Origin of the sequence: Solidesulfovibrio sp. DCME (assembly GCF_049995385.1) — a bacterium.
Classification (GTDB): Bacteria; Desulfobacterota; Desulfovibrionia; order Desulfovibrionales; family Desulfovibrionaceae; genus Solidesulfovibrio.
This window is the reverse complement of the sequence record NZ_CP188261.1, coordinates 3716864-3734466: the sequence shown is the minus strand read 5'-3', so window position 1 is coordinate 3734466 and position 17603 is coordinate 3716864. Positions and strand designations below refer to the sequence as shown.

The window sequence follows — 17603 nt, the reverse complement described above, 5'->3', positions numbered from 1 at the left end:
GTTCGTGATTAAAATATTGCTTGCTGATGATGACAGGGTCAAGACCGCCAGCATTGTCCGTGCTGTTAATGATGCTTTCCAACAAGGCGACATAGATATTACTACTGTTGCTGATGCATTCTCTGCCAAAAAGAGCATGTTGGAGACGCAGTTTGATATATTAATACTTGATATTTACCTCCCTAATAGGCACGGGGATGATCCAGCAATAGAAAATAGTTTGCATATTGTCAAAGAACTTACTGAATCTACGAAATTTATCCCACCAATCCACATAATTGGCATCACTCAGTTTGATGATGCCGAAGCAGCTTCAAAAGCAGCATTTTATGGGAATCTTTTTCATATCGTAAAATACGATAACTCTAGTCTCGCCTGGAAACAGGCTATTGTTGCCTGTATTAGATATTTTATAAGTGTCAAGAAAAATATTATTGCAAAAGTTTCTGACGAATATGATTATGATATCGCAATAATTACAGCAGTTCATACTCCAGAATTAGTTGCTGTCCTTGATCTTGTTGCTGACTGGAAAAAAATTCAATACCACAATGATAATTCGCTTTATTATTCAGGTTTATTTAAAAATGAAGAAAAGACTCTAAAGGTAGTGTCGTCTGTGGCTAATCAAATGGGATTGCCCGCAGCATCAACGCTTGCTTCGAAATTAATTGTACATTTTAAGCCAAAATATTTGGCTTGTGTTGGTATCGCGGCTGGAGTTAAGGGAAAAGGTAATTATGGCGACGTGCTTGTGGGGGATATGGTGTTTGACTATGGCAGTGGGAAGATTCTTAGTGGGGCTGCGGGAGAGCCAGTTATTCACCCTGATCCAAACTCAATCCATCTAGACTCTTATTTGAAAGATAGATTTATTGAATTTCAGAGAGAGTCTGAAACATTTGCCAGAATAAAAGCTAATACTAGAGCGACAAAACCTGAATCTGAATTAAAATCATTAATTGGCCCATTTGCGTCTGGTGCATCTGTTGTGCAATGTCCTCAAGTAATTAATAGCATTATTGAACATAATAGAAAGTTGATAGGGATAGACATGGAAGCCTATGGCGTCTTCTATTCAGCTGACAACTCATATGGCCCGCGGCCTCGGCCATTCTGTGTCAAGTCGATTAGCGATTTTGCAGATTCCGAAAAGAATGATTTGTACCACACTTATGCAGCATATACGAGTGCAAGGTATTTGTATGAATTTTCTCTTAAGTACTTTTAACGTTTCTAGCCGCAATGCGGCTCTATATTTTGTAGTCCGTGTGTATCCAAAAGAATAATCATTTTGGACAGCGGCATCGACTGCTTAGGTCTTTTCTTCTGTTGGCCGAATATACAATTTTATCAGTTGTTGATTTGCTTGGGAGTGTTTTAAAAAACAAAGAGCCCCCATGGATGATGTGGGCTCTTTATCTTATTCTGCTATCTATTTATTCAAGGTCTATTCTGTCTTGCTAGACGCTTTCAGCAACTCAAGAATGCCAACATTCTTTTCTTTCGCGGCGGCAGCAAGCGATTTCATGTCGTCAAAACCATTGTCCAGAACAAACTGAGTGACGTCTCCGCGCTTAATTCCAAATTCCTTCATGATCATCTGCATCTGCTTCAGTGGGTTGGCTTCGCCAGTCAGCGTTTTTCTGGCAATCTTGACAGACATATCTTTCTTGGTGACGCCAAACTTGTCCATGTACTCTTTACGAGTCAGGCCATGGGACTCAAGATGTTTCGTGCCTAAAACCTTGAATTCTTTGCCACAGACGGCACATTTGACACCTTTCTTGGTCTTCACATGCTGCGCAGCTTCGATTTGCTTCATGGGCTCGGGCTGAACGTCTATGATCGGCCCGGCGCTAAGAGCAGTCAGTTTTTCGTAAATGCTCTTCGTTACGACTTCCAGTTCGCTGAAATGAACTTTGCCGTGGCGAAGTTGGTCTTTCGCCAGATTTAAAGCCTCTGCCCAAATCTCTTTATCGATCATGGTGAACTCCTTTATAGCTGAATGATCTTTTCGGCAGATAGCTTTAAGGTCACTTTCTGTCAACGTGAAATGAAATTTATGTTCATGAGCTTTGCTCATTAATTGATCTTTTGTTGCCCATATGGGGCAGTTCGGCCAGCAGGCCCATCCTCAGCCCCGGCCCGGCCCTCTGGAGACTCCTCGGATTCGCGTCCTACGGCCCCGTCCTGGGGCTTTCCCCCTTTGGGATGGGTTGCCCTGGTCCCTGGCCCCGGAATCGCGAGGGTGGGCCGCCTAGGCCCAATGTCCGATTCAAACGGCGGTGCTGCCAATTGCCCTGGCCTTAGCTGAAACCACACAACCCGCCCTAATGGAGGATCAGCTTTTGACGGCTCCAGGGGGCTACTTCCTGATGTTGTTTGACATTCGTCCCGCCCACTTCCACGAATATTCTTGCAGGGCCATCGTTCCCTTTAAGCCGCCAGTTCTAACGAACCAGTTAGACAAACGGTATCTTGCTTATTCTGAATTTGCCTTGACATCATCGCCAAATCTGGCGATGATCGTGTCATGCGATTTGCTGGCGGCAAAGAGGTTTGCTTTGCGCAAATCATTAATCTTATTCCTCCCCATAAGAGGTACATCGAGACTCATTTGGGTGGCGGTGCCGTTATGAGGAATAAAAGACCAGCACTTGAACAGATTGGAATCGATATTGATCCAACAGTGATAAATAAATGGAAATCAAGTAAAACGAAATACTGCACATTAATTAATGAAGACGCAATATTAGTATTGAAGAGAGTTAAATTAGATAACGACACTGTCGTTTATGTTGATCCGCCGTATTTGCCGACGACTCGCAGAAGGTCTAAGGTTTACAAATTTGATTATACAATTGATGATCATATTGGCATGCTTAAATTTTTAGCTTCTTTGGCATGTAAGGTTATAATTTCAGGGTACTATTCTGAGCTTTATGTAGATCTACTTAGGGGTTGGAATACATATTCCTACAAAGCTCAATCGCATAGTGGAATACGTGATGAATATCTTTGGTATAACTTTGTAAAGCCAGATGTATTACATGACTCTCGATATGTTGGAAGCAATTTTCGAGAGAGAGAGGTCATTCGTAGGAGAGGGTCACGTCCGTCAACGTGGTGTAAATTCTGGTGTGCTTGAGGTGGCCCTCGGTCAGGCTGCTCTTGGTGGAATTTGGGCTGGCTGCGCCTCGTTTGGTTGGGTGTTGAGTTCGGCCATGGCCTCGACCTGCATGTAGCGGCTTTGCAGCTGCCACTCGTCGTTTTGCTCCAGTAAGATGGCCCCGATGAGCCGGATGATGGACTGTTCGTTGGGGAAGATGCCGACTACGTCCGCCCGCCGCTTCACTTCTTTATTGAGCCTTTCCAGCGGATTGGTGCTGTGCAGCTTGACCCGATGCTGCGCCGGGAAGGTCATGTAGGCCAGCACGTCGTGCTCGGTTTCGTCCATGAAGCTGGCGAGCCGTGGCCATTTTCCACGAAGCTGATCGGCGACATGCCGCCAGGTCTGGCTGGCGTTGGCCGCATCCGGCTGTAAAAAGGCCTGGCGCAGGGCGGCCGAGACCATGGCGTGCTGGGACTTGGGAACCCGGGCCAAGGCGTTTCGCATCCAGTGGACCCGGCAGCGTTGCCACGTGGCCCCGAACGTCTTGGCCATGGCGGCCTTGAGGCCTTCATGGGCGTCGGAGACGACAAGCCTCACGCCGCCAAGTCCCCGACGAAGAAGGCTTTTGAGGAAAAAAGACCAGAACGGCTCGGCCTCGCTGGGGCCGATGTGCAGTCCCACGATTTCTCTGCGGCCTTCGGTGTTCGCCGCCACGGCGATTATGGCGGCGACGCTGACCACCCGGCCGCCTTCGCGCTGCTTGAGGTAGGTTGCGTCCAGCCACAAATAGGGCCATTCGCCGGTCAGCGGCCGAGAAAGAAAGGCATGGACCCGTTCATCAATGTCCTTGCACAGCTTGGACACCTGGGACTTGGAGATGCCGGAAAGGCCCATGGCCTGGACCAGATCATCCACGCGCCGCGTGGAGATGCCGCCGATCCAGGCTTCCTGGATGACGGCCACCAAGGCGCGTTCGCTGGTCTTGCGTGGCTCCAGGAAGGGCGGAAAGTAGCTGCCCTGGCGCAGCTTGGGGATGCGCAGTTGCAAGGAGCCGATGCGGGTATCAAGGCTGCGGTCACGGTAGCCGTTGCGGTAGCTGACTCGCTCGGGGCTTCGCTCGTGGCGGCTGGCCCCGATGAGGCCGTCCACATCGGCTTCCATGAGAAGCTGCAGGACGGCTTCCGCCAGGGAGCGGAGAAAATCGCCGCCGTCGGCCTTTTGCATCAGCTCGATTAATGCCATGCTGTCCTCGGCCATCGTGGTCTCCTTTGGTTGCAGGTGCGGCGTCGTAACTTCACCTTACAGCCAATTGACCCGATGGCCACCTCGCCCATTCCGTCCGGGCCGGAGGCTCTCCCCCGGCCTGGACGACTTCAGAATTTACACCACCTCCGTGGACGCTACCTAGCGGAGCTGGCCAAGCAAGCACCGGATATGGTCTTTACGACGTTGGCCCACGATGTTGATGTCATCCTTCTGAAGGAGGCATTCCACCTCACCAGAAAGGATGGGGCATCAGGTGTGGATCAGCAGACAGCAGCGGAGTATGAGGGACAGCTGGATGAGAACCTGACATCCCTCTTGGATCGCTTCAAGGGCGGGACGTACAAGGCTCCTCCGGTCAAGCGGGCGTATATCCCCAAGGCAAGCGGGGCCGCCCGCCCAATCGGCATCCCGACCATCGAGGACAAGGTGCTGCAACGCGCAGTGGCCATGGTTCTGGGGGCGGTCTATGAGCAGGATTTTCTTCCCTGCTCGTACGGTTTCCGCCCCGGCCGGTCATGTCACCAGGCATTGGAGACGCTGTGGCGCGGCATCATGGGGATGAGAGGCGGGTACGTCTACGAAGTGGACATCCGCAAGTTCTTCGACACGCTGGACCATGGACATCTCCGGAGCTTTCTTGACCTGCGGGTGCGCGATGGTGTGATACGACGGGTTATTGATAAGTGGCTCAAGGCTGGGGTTCTCGAAGCAGGCCAGCTTGCGTATCCAGACGCCGGCACGCCACAAGGAGGAGTGATCTCGCCCCTTCTGGCGAACATCTATCTCCACGAAGTCCTGGACAAATGGTTTGAGCACGTCGTCAGACCGCGTATGCGGGGCGAGTCATTCCTCATCCGCTACGCCGATGATTTTGTCATGGTCTTCAGCAATGAGATGGACGCCCGGAAGGTCGAAGAGGTACTGCCGAGGCGACTTGGTCGGTTCGGTCTTGCCGTCCACCCGGAGAAGACACGCTTGATACGATTCCTCCCGCCGGGTGGCGGATCGGGGGGCAGTGGACACCCTCGGCTCAGTTTCGATCTGCTGGGCTTCACCCACTATTGGGGTAAGTCCCTGAAAGGGAACTGGGTTGTCAAACGCAAGACGGCAAAAGATCGTCTTGCCAGGGCCTTGAAAGCGGTAGGGGAGTGGTGCCGGATCAATCGACATAATAATGTTGCGGATCAGTACCGGACTCTCGTACTCAAGGTCAAGGGCCACTACCAGTACTACGGGATCACCTGTAACGCTCGCAGGCTCAATGCATTCCGAGAAGGAGTGCAAAAGCTGTGGTGGAAATGGCTTGGTCGACGATCACAGAGGAGCGACATGAGCTGGCAAGACTTCGACCTCTTGAGGAAGACTTATCCATTACCATTTGCAGTAGTGGTACACTCGGTCTACCGTCGCGCAGCAAGACCATGAACAGAAGAGCCGGATGCCTTAAAGGGGCATGTCCGGATCTGTGGGGGGCGGGGGAAGGAGACTTCCCTCGTCTACCCGACCGGGAATTCGAAACCGGCAGTCAGGCTCGCCAAGCGCTTGGAGACTGGTTCCGCTTCTACAACGAGCAGCGGCCGCATACGGCTTTTGACGGTCGCCGCCCCATGGACGTATACCGGGATGGCCACTCGGCCTCCAAGGCGGCATGAGCACCAACCGGACTATAGCTTAACTGCGCCGCCAACCTGTCCAACCTACCCGGACCACCTCAGTCGCAGGAGACGGTATTTCTACCTCGACTGCTATTGATCAACTCTCTGGTAGAGGTGTTGGGCTTGCAGCTGTATATGCTGCAGTTAAGTGCATTGGAGGGGATATGCAAGTTTTTAGCACGCGCGGGCATGGGACAACGTTCCAATTCCGTTGTCCTTTTATCGAGAGCTTGCCGACAGAGGGCGAGTAAAACTATGGACGCTTGTTGCTGCAATTGTAAAAATAACTACGTTTTTTGTGTCTTTCCAAGATTTTCGATGCTTCTTGTTCCAGGCCTAAGGTGTGATCGACAGACAGGTCCATTACAAACGAATTTGTCAAACAGGTGCCGCTCAAAAAAACCAGGGTAACAAAGTATTGCTCGTGTGCGCGACCAATTACATCCGTTAGCTGGATGCTGCTCTGCTGCGGCCCGGACGCTTCGATTGCATTATTCCGGTGGGAACCCTGGATGACGACGGAAGAAGAACCATACTGGAATACTATTTGGCAAAGATGAACACCGGGATTATTGATATGGACCGTATCGTGCCCTTAACGGCGAAATTCACTCCGGCGGATATCGAGTATCGCTTTCAGATCGTCGCCCAACATGCTTTTGAAATGGAATGCGAGAGCAGGAGCAATATCCCGGTGACGACGGACATGATCACCGAGGAAATCGCCGCCTTCAGACCTTCCCTTACGGAAGCCATGGTCGAGGAATTCAAGGAAGACGTCGCCACCTATTCGCGGGTCTAACGCGCCTGAAACCTCGCGGGCGGCCTCCCTCGAAACCCGAATGGAAGAGAGAGACCGTCCGGCGGTAAAAAAACGTGCTGCCTGCTCCCGGCAACGCATCACCACCAAGCCCAGGGCATGTTTCCGAAGCGTGTCTTCCTGTCCCATTCTTTTCACCATTGCAACGCGCTCCACCAATCCGGTGTCATGGTTGGGGCGACGCCGTGTCGTCCGCCTCATTTTGGGCATCGAAAAAGATTTCGAGGAAGAGAAACGAGATACTCAGCGCCAACGGTCCATACAACAAGCCAAGGGGGCCGAACATAAGTACCCCCCCGATAATGGAGACAAAAACCCAGACCAGGGACATGCGCGCCGTACCACGCATGAAAAGCGGGCGCACGACGTTATCGACCGAACTGACGATCAAAAGCCAGTACAGCGCAAGGAAAATCGCCATCTTGAACGAGCCTGCGGCGACAAGGTAAAGAAGGGCCGGAAGCATGATCAGGCTGAGTCCCACAACGGGTATGAGCGATGCAATGACCGCGACGGCTCCCCAGAGAATGGGGCTTATCCCCGCAATCCAAAGCCCGATGCCGGTGACCACCCCAATGGCCACGCTGGTGCCCAGACCGCCCAGGAGTACCGCCTGGGACACGGCCTTGAATCGTGCGATGATCGCGTTTTCCTGGTCCCGCCGCAGCGGTGACGCCTTACGCAGCAGATCCGTGAGATGTTCCCCTTCGACCAAAAGATAAAAAAGGAACATGACCAACACGAGCAGTTGCAACCCGATGCTGGCAACCCCCTTCCCGGCCGCGAGAAACCAAAGGCCGATGTCTCCTCCGGAAGACAAGGCCCAGGACTCGATTTTGCGAAAATCAATAGACGAAGGGTCCAGATAGCTTTTGGCCCAGTCCGGCAGGGGAAGGGCGTGGACCCAGGCGACGGCTTCGACGGGCCCGCCGGCCTTGAACCAGGTAATTGCCGTATGGATGAAGGCGACGGCTTCGCTGGTCAGCAGGGTCACCAGGCCAGCCAGGGGCAGAAGGACAAACAGGATCGTGAGCAGGGTCAACGTCGTTGCGGCGAGGAACCGCCGCGTGCGTATGATGCGAGGGAGCCGCCCCCGCAAGGGGTGTATCAAGGTGGCCAGGACCAAGGCGAGGACCATGGCGTGTCGAAACGGCCACAGAAGCGTCGCCATGATGATAAGCGCCGCCATAAAGATGGCCAGGAGAAAAGGCCGGTAGAAACCCGGGAATTGTGCCATGTTTTTAGCCAGCTGCGTTACCGTCGCGCACCGTCAAGAACGGCGTCCCCAGTCCAGGTGAAAACACATGAAAGGCGAGGCCCGCCTGCGCGCCTACTTCCCGATACGGAAGGCAAAGCGCTCGGCGCCGATCGTTCCGGCTCCGCTTCCCGAGAATCCGGCCGTGACGAACTCGAAGGAGCCCAGACGGCCATCTTCGCAGCTGACCGTGCCGCTGCCTTTTTGCTGTGAGGCATGAACAAAATCCCCTGTGCACGTCACGCCGTTGTTCGTCGTGAGGGTCAAATTTCCATCGCCCCCAAAATGCACGGTCGCCTTCCCGGTGAAGGTCTCGGTGCTGTTGAGCACCGCGCCATGAACGGGGAGAGTCATCGAATATACAGGGAATATTAAAACAACAAAGATAACTGCGAAAGCAGCTGTCAACTGGAAGCAGAATTTAATTGAGCGATACATAACAGCCTCTTGCTAGAGTATTTCAAAATAACCATTTTTCGTGGGACAATTACGGAAATTGTCTCCATGGGTCTTTGGCTACTATTACTATATATTGCATGGATAAGGTCCTGTCCATCCTGTCGGCACATCTTTGTTCCGTAAGTTGCGGAGAGAAAAGTCCGCCCCTCCTTGCGGATCGTTTCCGAAGAGACAATGCCTGGATGCCTGGAATGGCGCTGCCGTCAGCGTAAATCCACCGCAACATGGTGCTCCCGGTGGTCATCCGCCAGGGGGATCAGGCCTTGCGCCCGTCCCGCTCCCGTCTCGATCGTTTCGGTGACCATGACGCCGTCCAGGATCACCTGGATTTCCCGGGTGGCTGTTACGCCAAGACGTCTGACCGTGATATGATACACGGTTTCCCGGTGGCGGTAGTGGATTTTGTAGGAATCCCACTGCGCCGGCATGCACGGCGCGATGCGCAGCCGGTCCACCTCCAGGGTGAGGCCGAGCAGCGTTTCCACTGCCAGCCGGTACATCCAGCCGGCCGCCCCGGTGTACCAGGTCCAGCCGCCCCGGCCCGTGTGGGGTGGCGAGGCATACAGGTCCGCGCTCATGACGTAGGGCTCGACCTTGTAGCGGGCGATGGCTTCCGGAGAATTTCCGTGACTGACCGAGGTGAGCATGGAGAAGTACTCCCAGGCGCGTTCCCCCTCCCCAAGCCGGGCCAGGGCCATGGCGGCCCATATCGCGGCATGGGTGTATTGGCCGCCGTTTTCCCGCACTCCGGGCACGTAGCCCTTGATGTAGCCGGGGTCGAGGTCCGAGGCGTCAAACGGCGGGGCGAGCAGCTTGATGCACCGTGCGTCGCGGTCCACGAGACGCTCGTCCACCGCCGCCAGGGCCTGCCTGGCCCGTTCGGGATCGCCGCCACCCGAAAGGACCGCCCAGCTCTGGCTGATGGAATCGATCTGGCAGTCCCTGTTTTCCGAGGAACCAAGCGGCGTGCCGTCGTCGAAGTAGGCGCGGCGGTACCAGTCGCCGTCCCAGGCCTGGGCCTCGATGTTCTCGCGCAACCGGGCGGCCTGCGCGGCGCATGTCTCCGCCATGGCCGCATCCCCCCGCCCGCGCGCCATAATGGCGTACAGCTGGAGGTTCTCGTACAAAAACCAGGCCAGCCAGACGCTTTCGCCCCGGCCGCCCCGGCCGACGCGGTTCATGCCGTCGTTCCAGTCGCCGCAGCCCATAAGCGGCAGGCCGTGCGCGCCGAAACGCAGCCCGTGGCGAATGGCCCGGGCGCAATGCTCATAGAGGCTGGCCGTTTCCAACGAGCGTTGCGGCTGATCGTAATACGACTCCTCGTTTGGATCGAGTTCGCGGCCTTCCAAAAACGGCACGACCTCGTCGAGGACGCCCGTGTCCCCGGTCGTTCGCACGTAGCGGGCGGTCGCGTAGGGCAGCCACAGATAATCGTCCGAGAAATGGGTGCGCACGCCCTGGCCGTTGGGCGGATGCCACCAGTGCTGCACGTCGCCCTGGGGGAACTGGCGTCCGGCGCAGCGCAGCAGTTGTTCGCGGGTAAGCCAAGGCGCGGCATGGACCAGGGCCATGGTGTCTTGCAACTGGTCGCGGAATCCGTAGGCCCCGCCGGACTGGTACAAGCCGCTACGGCCCCAAAGCCGGCACGACAGCGTCTGGTAGAGAAGCCAGCCGTTGGCCAGGACGTCGAGAGCTGGATCGGGGGTCTCCACGTTGACCGCGCCGAGCGTGCGGTTCCAGTGCTCCCACACCGTTTCCAGGGCCTGGCGCGCGCCGGCCGGGCCGCCGAAGCGTTCGATGAAGTATCGCGCCTCGTCGGCATCCCGGGCCGCACCGAGGAGAAAGACGATCTCCCGCTCCTCTCCTTCGGCCAGCTCAATCCGGGTCTGGAGGGCGGCGCACGGATCGAGGCCGGCCCCGGTCCTGCCCGAGAGAGACTTGCGGCCAAGGGCGGCGGGATTGTTCGGGCTGCCGTTTCGGCCGAGGAATTCGGTCCGGTTTCCGGTCACCGTGCGTTCCCGCTCGCTGACCTGGGCAAAGACGATCCGGCCGCCGCATTCCCGGCCGTAGGCGTTGCTGGCGAAAACCGCCCCGGTCAGGGGGTCTTTTTCGGTCACGATGTGCGGGATGTTGGTATGACGCCACTCCCCGAGCACCAGTTCGAAGTAGCCGGTCAGCGACAGGCGGCGCGGCCGCCCAGAATGGTTGCGCAGCCTCGCCACCAGGAATTTGACCGGAGCGTCCATGGCGACATAGGTGGAGAGTTCCGAAAGGATGCCTCCCGCGTCATGCTCGAAAACACTGTAGCCGAAGCCGTGCCGGCAGACATATCCGGACCGGCCTCGGGCAGGCAGTCCCGTCGGCGACCAAAACGCCCCTGTCCGCTCGTCGCGCAGGTAGAGCGCCTCGCCGCCGGCGTCGCCGACGGGGTCGTTGCGCCAGGTGGTCAGCCGGAATTCGTGGGCGTTTTCCGCCCAGGTGTAGGCGCTGCCGCATTCGCTTACGACCGTGCCGATGTGGGGGCTGGCGATGACGTTGACCCAGGGCGCGGGCGTGGTCTGGCCGGGCTCCAGGGTGATGACGTATTCGCGTCCGTCGGGCGTAAATCCTCCCAGGCCGTTTTCCAGAATGCGTTCGCGCGCGGGAAGCATCCCGACCGGTTCGGGAGTCTGTCGGGACGGGGCCTCCAGCCGTTGCGACAAACGCCTGGCCGGCGGGCGGCGCTCCACCTGCTCGGCCAGGGTCTCGGCGGAATCGGTCAGCACGACCCGGGCGACCGTCTGGAAAAGCACCCGGTCCTCCTCGGAGAGTTCCTCGGCCCGGCGTACGAAAACCCCACCCGGCCGGTCGATGACCGCCGCTTCGGGGCCGGCGTGGACAAGCCCCATGATCCGGTCGTGAAGCACCGCCCGGTAGCCCGAGAAATCCTCGTTTACGATCACCAGGTCCGAGGCCAGTCCCTTCATGCGCCAATAGGCATGGGCCGCGAGCATCTGTGCGACCAGATCGATACGGTCCATGTCGCCGATGCGCACCAGGACGATCGGCAGGTCGCCGGAAATGGCGAAACGCCACAGCCCGGACTGGCCCAACTGGTTGCGGGCGATGACGCTTGGAGCGGTGCGGTGCAGGGCGTTGCCGAAAACGACGCAGGAGGCCAGGCGTCCGTACACCTGGGCGTCGGCTTCGGCCGCACCCAGGTGGCGCAGCACTTCCTGGCTTTGAAACCAGGCCATTTCAAAGGCCCGCTCGACGAAGTGCCGGTCGCCATACTTGTCGATGACGGCCAGGGCGGCCTCGCGCGTGTCCGCGACGCCGGAGATGATCTGCACGGTCACCGAGGCGTCGGGGGACAAGGGTATGGCGCGACGGATGGCGACGATGGGATCGAGCACCGCGCCGGCGGTATTGGAGAGCGCCTGCGGGCTGCCGTCGCCGGACAGGGCCAGGGGATTGGCCGCCGTTCGCCCCCGCCCGATGAAGGCGGCCCGGTCCGTTTCGTAGGAGGGTTCGCCGGTGGCCACGCCGGGGGCGGCGAACAGGTGGAACAGCCACGGCGTCCGTTCGTCCGGCGTGCGGGGCCGGCGTGAGCACAGGATTGCCTGGCGCTGCGGCAGAATCTCGGTCTGCACGAAGAGGTTGCTGAAGGCGGGGTGGGACAGGTCGGCATTTTGCGGGGCGAGCACGACCTCGGCGTAGCTTGTCACTTCGATATGCCGGGGGAGCGCGGACAGGTTGGTCAGCGTGAGCCGACGGATCTCGACGTCGTCCTCGGGCGAGACACTGATTTCGGTGTGGGTTTCGATGCCCTGGTCGCGTCGCCGGTATTCGGCCCGCGCCTGCACGAAGGCCGCCTCGTAGCGTTCGGCCGGGCGCAGCGTCGGCTGGTGGGCGCTGGACCAATACCGCCCGGAGTCGCTGTCGCGCAGATAGATGAACGTGCCCCAGTCGTCGCAGGTGGCGTCCTCGCGCCAACGGGTGACGGCCAGATCCTGCCAGCGGCTGTAGCCGCCGCCGGCATGGGTGGCCATGACGTGATATCTGCCGTTGGAGAGCAGATGGACTTCAGGCAGGGGCGTATCCGGGTCGGTGAAGACGCGCATGATCGCGCCCGCTTCCGTGGCCGGAGGACGGGCGGCGGCGCTCACTTCGGCGGTGTGCGGGTGCAGCGTGGCTTCGTTTTTCGGCACCCGCTCCTGCAACAGCGACTGCGTTGCACGGATGGAGGGCGCGGCCATGAACCGGCGTTGCATCGGCTCGTCCAGCAAGACCTGGGCGAAAGCCAGCAGGCTCATGCCCTGGTGGTGCGCCATGAACGCGCGGATGACGGCGTGATTTTTTCCCCGGGGCACGCGCGCGGGGGTGAAATCGATCGCCTCGTAGAAGCCGTAGACGCCCTGGAAGTTCTCGGCGGCCAGGCGCTCCAGGTTGCGGCAAGCTTCCCGTGGCGCCACGAGCAAGGCCAGGGCACTGGCGTAGGGCGCGATGACCAGATCCTCGCCGAGTCCCCGCTTGAAGCCCAGCCCGGGCACGCCGAACGCCCGGTACTGGTAGGCCTGGTTCAGGTCCACGGCGTTGTAGCAGGATTCGGAAATGCCCCAGGGCACGGCGCGCTGCCGGCCGTATTCGATCTGACGCGACACGGCGGCCTGGCAAGTCTGTTCGAGCAACGTATTGGCATAACTCGGCATGACGAGTTGCGGCATAAGGTACTCGAACATCGAGCCGCTCCAGGAAATCAGGCTCGGATCGCCGCCATGGCTCGTCAGCAGGCGGCCCAGGGAAAACCAGTGCTTCTGCGGCAACTGCCCTTCGGCAATGAGCAGGAAGCTGGTCAGGCGCGCTTCCGAGGCGAGCAGGTCGTAGCAGGACGGGTCGCGCCGCCGTTCGCCCACGTCGTAGCCGATGGCCAGCAGGTCGCGCGACGTGTCGTAGAGGAAGGTGAAATCCATGGTCGCCAATTCGTGGCAGCGCTCCATCAAATCGTCGATGACGCCAAGGCGTCGCCGTGCTTCCCGGGCCTGGGGGGGCGTTTCGGCGGTGAGCGCGCCCTCCCCGGCCAAGGCCGCCAGGGTCGGGTGATGCTCGTGCGCCGCTGCCCCTGGCGCAAACAAGCGGAGCTCTTCGCACAGGGCATGGACCTGCCGGTTGAAGGCGTGCACCCAATCATGCAGCGCGGCGTCGACGGCGTCGTCCCGGGGCAGTGCGGCCAGCAGGCCATCCCCCATGGCCTTGAGCGCCGCCAGGACCGCGCCGACGGCCGTCAGGCTGCCTGGCGGGACCTGCTGCCTGGCCTCACGCAACGCGTCTTGAAGCTGCGCCACCTGCCTGGCGATATCCGGAGCGCGCGAGGCGGAGACGTGTTCGGCCAGCACCCGCACGGTATCCTCGAGCCCTGCCAAGGCTCGGGGGGACAGCACCGGCCGGTCCTTGAGCTCGGCCAGTCCCGCCTGCAAGGTAAGCAGGCAGCCGGCCAGATTGCCGCTGTCGACCGTGGAGACGTATTGGGGACGAAGCGGGGCGAGCGAGCGCGTGTCGTACCAGTTGTAGAAATGGCCCCGGTAGCGTTCCAATTTTTCCATTGCCGCCAGGGTGGCCTCGGTGCGGCGCAGCAATTCTCCGGTGCAAATGTACCCGAAATCCCAGGCGGCCAGGTTGGCCAGGAGGGCCAGGCCGATATTCGTCGGCGAGGTGCGCGAGGCGAGCATCTCCGTGGGGTATTCCTGAAAGTTGTCGGGCGGCAGCCAGTTGTCACGCGGGCCGACGAATTGCGCGAAGAAGTGCCAGGTGCGCCGGGCCGCTCCCCGCAAAAACGTTCGCTGGTCAATGGTCAGCGCCTGTACCGGGGCCGCAAGCGGCCGGCTGATCCACCAGGCTACGATCGGTGAGACCAGCCAAAGGAGCAGGACGGGCGCGCAGGAGAGCAGGGCCGCCGGTTGGCCAAGCGTCAGCGCCAAGGCCAGGACCGCGGCCAGGCTCGGCGCGAACCACATCTCCAGGGCAAAATCGGCCAGGGAGCGGCGTGCGTTGCGCCGCGCATAGGCCGGTCCGTGCCACAGCAGGAGGCCGCGCCGCGTGAACAGCATGCGCAGGCCCGAGCCGGCGATGGCGTCCAGATAGACAAGCGCCTCGTAGGGCAAGAAGGCCAGGGTCAACAGCGTCAGCAGCAGCGGGCGGCCGGCCGATTTGCCGGTCTGGCGCAACTGCGCCAGCCAACCCCGATCCCCGGGCTTGCGCACGAGTTCGAGCAAGGCTCCCGGCAACACGGGCAAAATGACCACGCCCACGACCAGCAGCGTCCAGAACCAGGCCGGCCCGGGCCCAAAGAGCCAGCCCGGGACCAGCAAGGCGCACAGCGAAGGCGCGACGAGACTGCGGCGCAGGTTGTCGCACAGCTTCCACACCGACAGGGCCGTCAGCGGATTGGGTTGTCGCCGCGCTTTTCCGCCGCCCGTTGCGGCGGGCCCGGGCACGCGCGGCATAAGCCAACCGGCCAGTTGCCAGTCGCCCCGTATCCAGCGGTGCCGCCGGCTGACGTCCATGGCGTAGCTGATCGGGTGCTCCTCGATGAGGTCCACGTCGGTCACCAGGGCGGAGCGGGCATAGCCGCCTTCCAAAAGGTCGTGGCTCAGGATGAGGTTTTCCGGAAAGCGCCCGTCCACGGCCTGGCGGAAGGCGTCCACGTCGTAGATGCCCTTGCCGATGAACGATCCCTCGCCGAAAATGTCCTGATAGGCGTCGGACACCTCGCGGGTATAGGGATCGATGCCGGCCTCGCCCGCGAAAAGCTTCGTGAAACGAGACTGCCCGGCGCTGGCCAGGCTGATGGACACGCGGGGTTGCAAAATGGCGTGTCCGTCGATGATGCGCCCCTTGGCGGCGTCGTAGACCGGACGGTTGAGCGGATGGGCCATGTTGCCCACAAGCGCCCGGGCCGCGTCCCGGGGCAGTTGCGTGTCCGTGTCCAGGGTGATGACGTAGCGGATCGAAGAGAGGATGGACGTATCGCCCACGATCTCCGAGAAAGCGGACGCGGCTTCCCCCCGCAGCAGGGCGTTGAACTGCTCGAGCTTGCCGCGCTTGCGTTCGTGGCCCATCCAGGTCCGCTCGGAAGGGTTCCACTCCCGAGGCCGATGGAACAGGAAGAAGAGGCTTGGCCGGTCGTCGCGGTAGGTGGCGTTCAGCGCCTCAAGCGCCGCGCGGACATGGGCCAGGGCGGCGTCGTCGGTGGGCTGCACCCGCTCGGGCGCATCGGGGAAATCCGTCAGCAAGGCGAAAAACAGATTGGGGTCGCGATTGCCGAGGTAGCGGATCTCCAGGGCTTCGGCCAGTCTGTCGATGTCTTGGGGGGAGCCGAGCAAGGTTGGAACGACCACCATGGTGCGGTGCTCGGCCGGGATGCCTTGGGAAAAATCCAACCGGGGCAGGGTGCGCGGCGGCAAAAGCCAGGTCGCGGTCAGGTTGACCAGCGGGACGGCCAAGGCCGAACCGCCGAGCGCGCCGGTGATCGCGGCAAGCCAATACCGCCATTCTCCCGGCGCGAACCCGCCGAAAGCGGTCAACGCGACCCAGACTGTAAGGCTGGTCAGCAGCAGGATGGAGCCGAGGTACAGGGCCAGACGGACCGTCCGGCTCATCCGTCCTGCCCGGGCCGCCAGCGACAGGCGGCACTCGACCGCCCGTTCCAGCAGGGGGCGTCCCTTATCGAGCAGGTAGTAGCCGACATGGGCGGTGCGGTCGTCGGGGCCGAGGTGCTGCGCCGCCGCGCGCGCCAGCGAAAGGATCTGTCGGGTCACCGCCAGTTCGCTTTGTGAGCTGCCCCTGGCCACCTCCTCGACGACATGCCGGTATCGGTCGCGGGTGGCGAAATCCTGGAGGGCGTGCATCCCGGCCGGATCCTCGCGCAAGGTCTGTTCGACGAGGCTTAAGGACTCGACGTATTTTTTCCAGTCCATGGCCCCGATGAAACGCAGGCTGCCGATGCTGTTGGCGATGGAGAGCTGATTGGTGGCGGCGGTTCGGCCGGCCGCCTCGGAAAGCTGGGTGGCGGTCGCCCCTTGTTCGAGAAGTTTTTGACCGATCCACGTCTGAATGAAGGCCATGGAGGCTCCCTGGGTATGGAGCCTGGCATGAAATTCCTCCACAAAGGCCGCGGTCAGCGGCACATCGGCGTTGGCGAATTCGGCCAGCAGCAGGATAAGCTTTTTCGGTTCCTTTTCCGCCGTGGCCTGCATGCGTTGCGCCCAGGTGATGGCCGCGTCGCGCTCCTCGCGCCGACGCGCGATGCGGATGGCGATGCGGCGGATGTTTTCCAGCAGCGCGAGCTGGAGCATGATCGGGAAGGCCCACAATTCGCCCAGCATCAAGGGGGTGACGGTCTGGTAGGCGGCAATGAACTGGGTGGCGTTGTCGTTGTCGACGCGGCCGTCCATGTGCGAGATCAGTTCCAGCGCCAGGTCATAGATGCGGGGAAATCCGGCCGACGGCCCCTCGGCCAGTCGCGGCAACTGCCGGCTGTAGCCTCGGGGCAGGTGCCGGCGGGCCAGACTGATCTGCTGCTCGATGAGATAGAAATTATCGAGCAACCAGGCCTCGGCCGGCACGATCCGCCCCCCCGGCATGGCCGTGACCGTCACGATGTCGTAGGCCGCCCGCAACGTCCGCGCATTGTCCGCGAGCCGAGGCAGCAACATGTCCGGACCGGGGTGCGGATCAAGGGCGTGCAGGCCGGCCAGTTTGGCGGCGTGAAGCGTGAGCTGCTTGAGACTATACAGTTCCGAGCGCAGCAACTCGGTATTCTGCTCGTTACGCAGGGCGTGGCGCGCCCGGGTTTTCAATCCGAACTCTTTCATGCGCATGTGCATTCCTTGATCGAGCCCGAGATCTTGCGCGCAGGCGTGGCCTTCCGTCCTCTGTCTGCTGCGATCTTAAGCCTGGTTGTCACCCTCGTGTTTGGTCTCAACATTCGGTGAGAATGCTGTGCGTTATTGCCAAGAAACCGGTGCCTGCGGTCGCTGCGACGCTGCCACAAGG

Annotated in this window: 11 protein-coding genes; 6 read left to right on the top strand and 5 right to left on the bottom strand. The window is 59.8% G+C overall.

Annotated elements, in window-relative coordinates; all coding sequences use genetic code 11:
* Positions 1-4: 4 nt before the first annotated feature.
* Positions 5-1231, top strand: coding sequence for a phosphorylase family protein (locus ACP59X_RS16440; protein WP_428560375.1), 1227 nt, complete (start codon positions 5-7; stop codon positions 1229-1231).
* A 219-nt stretch (positions 1232-1450) separates the two neighbouring features.
* On the opposite strand, the gene ACP59X_RS16435 is transcribed toward ACP59X_RS16440, so the two are convergent.
* Positions 1451-1987: a MucR family transcriptional regulator gene (locus ACP59X_RS16435; RefSeq protein ID WP_428560373.1), complete on the bottom strand. Its 537-nt coding sequence runs from the start codon at positions 1985-1987 to the stop codon at positions 1451-1453.
* Positions 1988-2536: 549 nt separating this feature from the next.
* Between ACP59X_RS16435 and ACP59X_RS16430 the strand changes: the two genes are divergently transcribed.
* Positions 2537-3151 carry a DNA adenine methylase gene (locus ACP59X_RS16430; protein ID WP_428560370.1) on the top strand — a complete coding sequence of 205 codons (615 nt, stop codon included), beginning with the start codon at positions 2537-2539 and terminating at the stop codon, positions 3149-3151.
* A gap of 12 nt (positions 3152-3163) precedes the next feature.
* Here the strand turns inward: ACP59X_RS16430 and ACP59X_RS16425 are convergent, their stop codons facing one another.
* Positions 3164-4372, bottom strand: coding sequence for an IS256 family transposase (locus ACP59X_RS16425; protein WP_428558936.1), 1209 nt, complete (start codon positions 4370-4372; stop codon positions 3164-3166).
* 177 nt (positions 4373-4549) lie between these two features.
* Here ACP59X_RS16425 and ltrA point away from each other — a divergent pair, with 177 nt between their 5' ends.
* The 4 genes from ltrA (at position 4550) to ACP59X_RS16405 (ending at position 6838) form a co-directional block, all read left to right on the top strand.
* Complete coding sequence (gene ltrA, locus ACP59X_RS16420) at positions 4550-5806, top strand: group II intron reverse transcriptase/maturase (RefSeq protein WP_428560368.1); 1257 nt, start codon at positions 4550-4552, stop codon at positions 5804-5806.
* Entirely contained in the window at positions 5803-6033 is a 231-nt protein-coding gene (locus ACP59X_RS16415) for an integrase core domain-containing protein (protein ID WP_428560366.1), read from the top strand. Before ltrA ends, ACP59X_RS16415 begins: the two co-directional genes overlap by 4 nt.
* 23 nt (positions 6034-6056) lie before the next feature.
* Entirely contained in the window at positions 6057-6287 is a 231-nt protein-coding gene (locus tag ACP59X_RS16410) for an ATP-binding protein (RefSeq protein ID WP_428569940.1), read from the top strand.
* 326 nt (positions 6288-6613) lie between these two features.
* The gene (locus tag ACP59X_RS16405) at positions 6614-6838 is read left to right on the top strand and encodes a hypothetical protein (protein ID WP_428560364.1); all 225 of its coding nucleotides are present in this window, start codon (positions 6614-6616) and stop codon (positions 6836-6838) included.
* 184 nt (positions 6839-7022) lie between these two features.
* Here ACP59X_RS16405 and ACP59X_RS16400 read toward each other — a convergent pair whose 3' ends face one another.
* The 3 genes from ACP59X_RS16400 to ACP59X_RS16390 all read right to left on the bottom strand — a co-directional run bounded on the left by ACP59X_RS16400 (position 7023) and on the right by ACP59X_RS16390 (position 17428).
* A complete protein-coding gene (locus ACP59X_RS16400) occupies positions 7023-8093 on the bottom strand; it encodes an AI-2E family transporter (protein WP_428560362.1) in 1071 nt (356 codons plus the stop codon).
* Between the two features lie 93 nt (positions 8094-8186).
* On the bottom strand, positions 8187-8549 hold the full coding sequence (locus ACP59X_RS16395; protein ID WP_428560360.1) for a hypothetical protein: 363 nt from the start codon (positions 8547-8549) through the stop codon (positions 8187-8189).
* A gap of 224 nt (positions 8550-8773) precedes the next feature.
* Complete coding sequence (locus tag ACP59X_RS16390; RefSeq protein WP_428560357.1) at positions 8774-17428, bottom strand: GH36-type glycosyl hydrolase domain-containing protein; 8655 nt, start codon at positions 17426-17428, stop codon at positions 8774-8776.
* Between the last annotated feature and the right edge of the window lie 175 nt (positions 17429-17603).

Bases quoted from the DNA above. Each gene is read 5' to 3' on its own strand.
- ACP59X_RS16435 (WP_428560373.1), bottom strand. From the start codon at position 1,987: ATGATCGATAAAGAGATTTGGGCAGAGGCTTTAAATCTGGCGAAAGAC.
- ACP59X_RS16430 (WP_428560370.1), top strand. From the start codon at position 2,537: ATGCGATTTGCTGGCGGCAAAGAGGTTTGCTTTGCGCAAATCATTAAT.
- ACP59X_RS16425 (WP_428558936.1), bottom strand. From the start codon at position 4,372: ATGGCCGAGGACAGCATGGCATTAATCGAGCTGATGCAAAAGGCCGAC.
- ltrA (WP_428560368.1), top strand. From the start codon at position 4,550: ATGGTCTTTACGACGTTGGCCCACGATGTTGATGTCATCCTTCTGAAG.
- ACP59X_RS16415 (WP_428560366.1), top strand. From the start codon at position 5,803: ATGAACAGAAGAGCCGGATGCCTTAAAGGGGCATGTCCGGATCTGTGG.
- ACP59X_RS16405 (WP_428560364.1), top strand. From the start codon at position 6,614: ATGGACCGTATCGTGCCCTTAACGGCGAAATTCACTCCGGCGGATATC.
- ACP59X_RS16400 (WP_428560362.1), bottom strand. From the start codon at position 8,093: ATGGCACAATTCCCGGGTTTCTACCGGCCTTTTCTCCTGGCCATCTTT.
- ACP59X_RS16395 (WP_428560360.1), bottom strand. From the start codon at position 8,549: ATGTATCGCTCAATTAAATTCTGCTTCCAGTTGACAGCTGCTTTCGCA.
- ACP59X_RS16390 (WP_428560357.1), bottom strand. From the start codon at position 17,428: ATGCGCATGAAAGAGTTCGGATTGAAAACCCGGGCGCGCCACGCCCTG.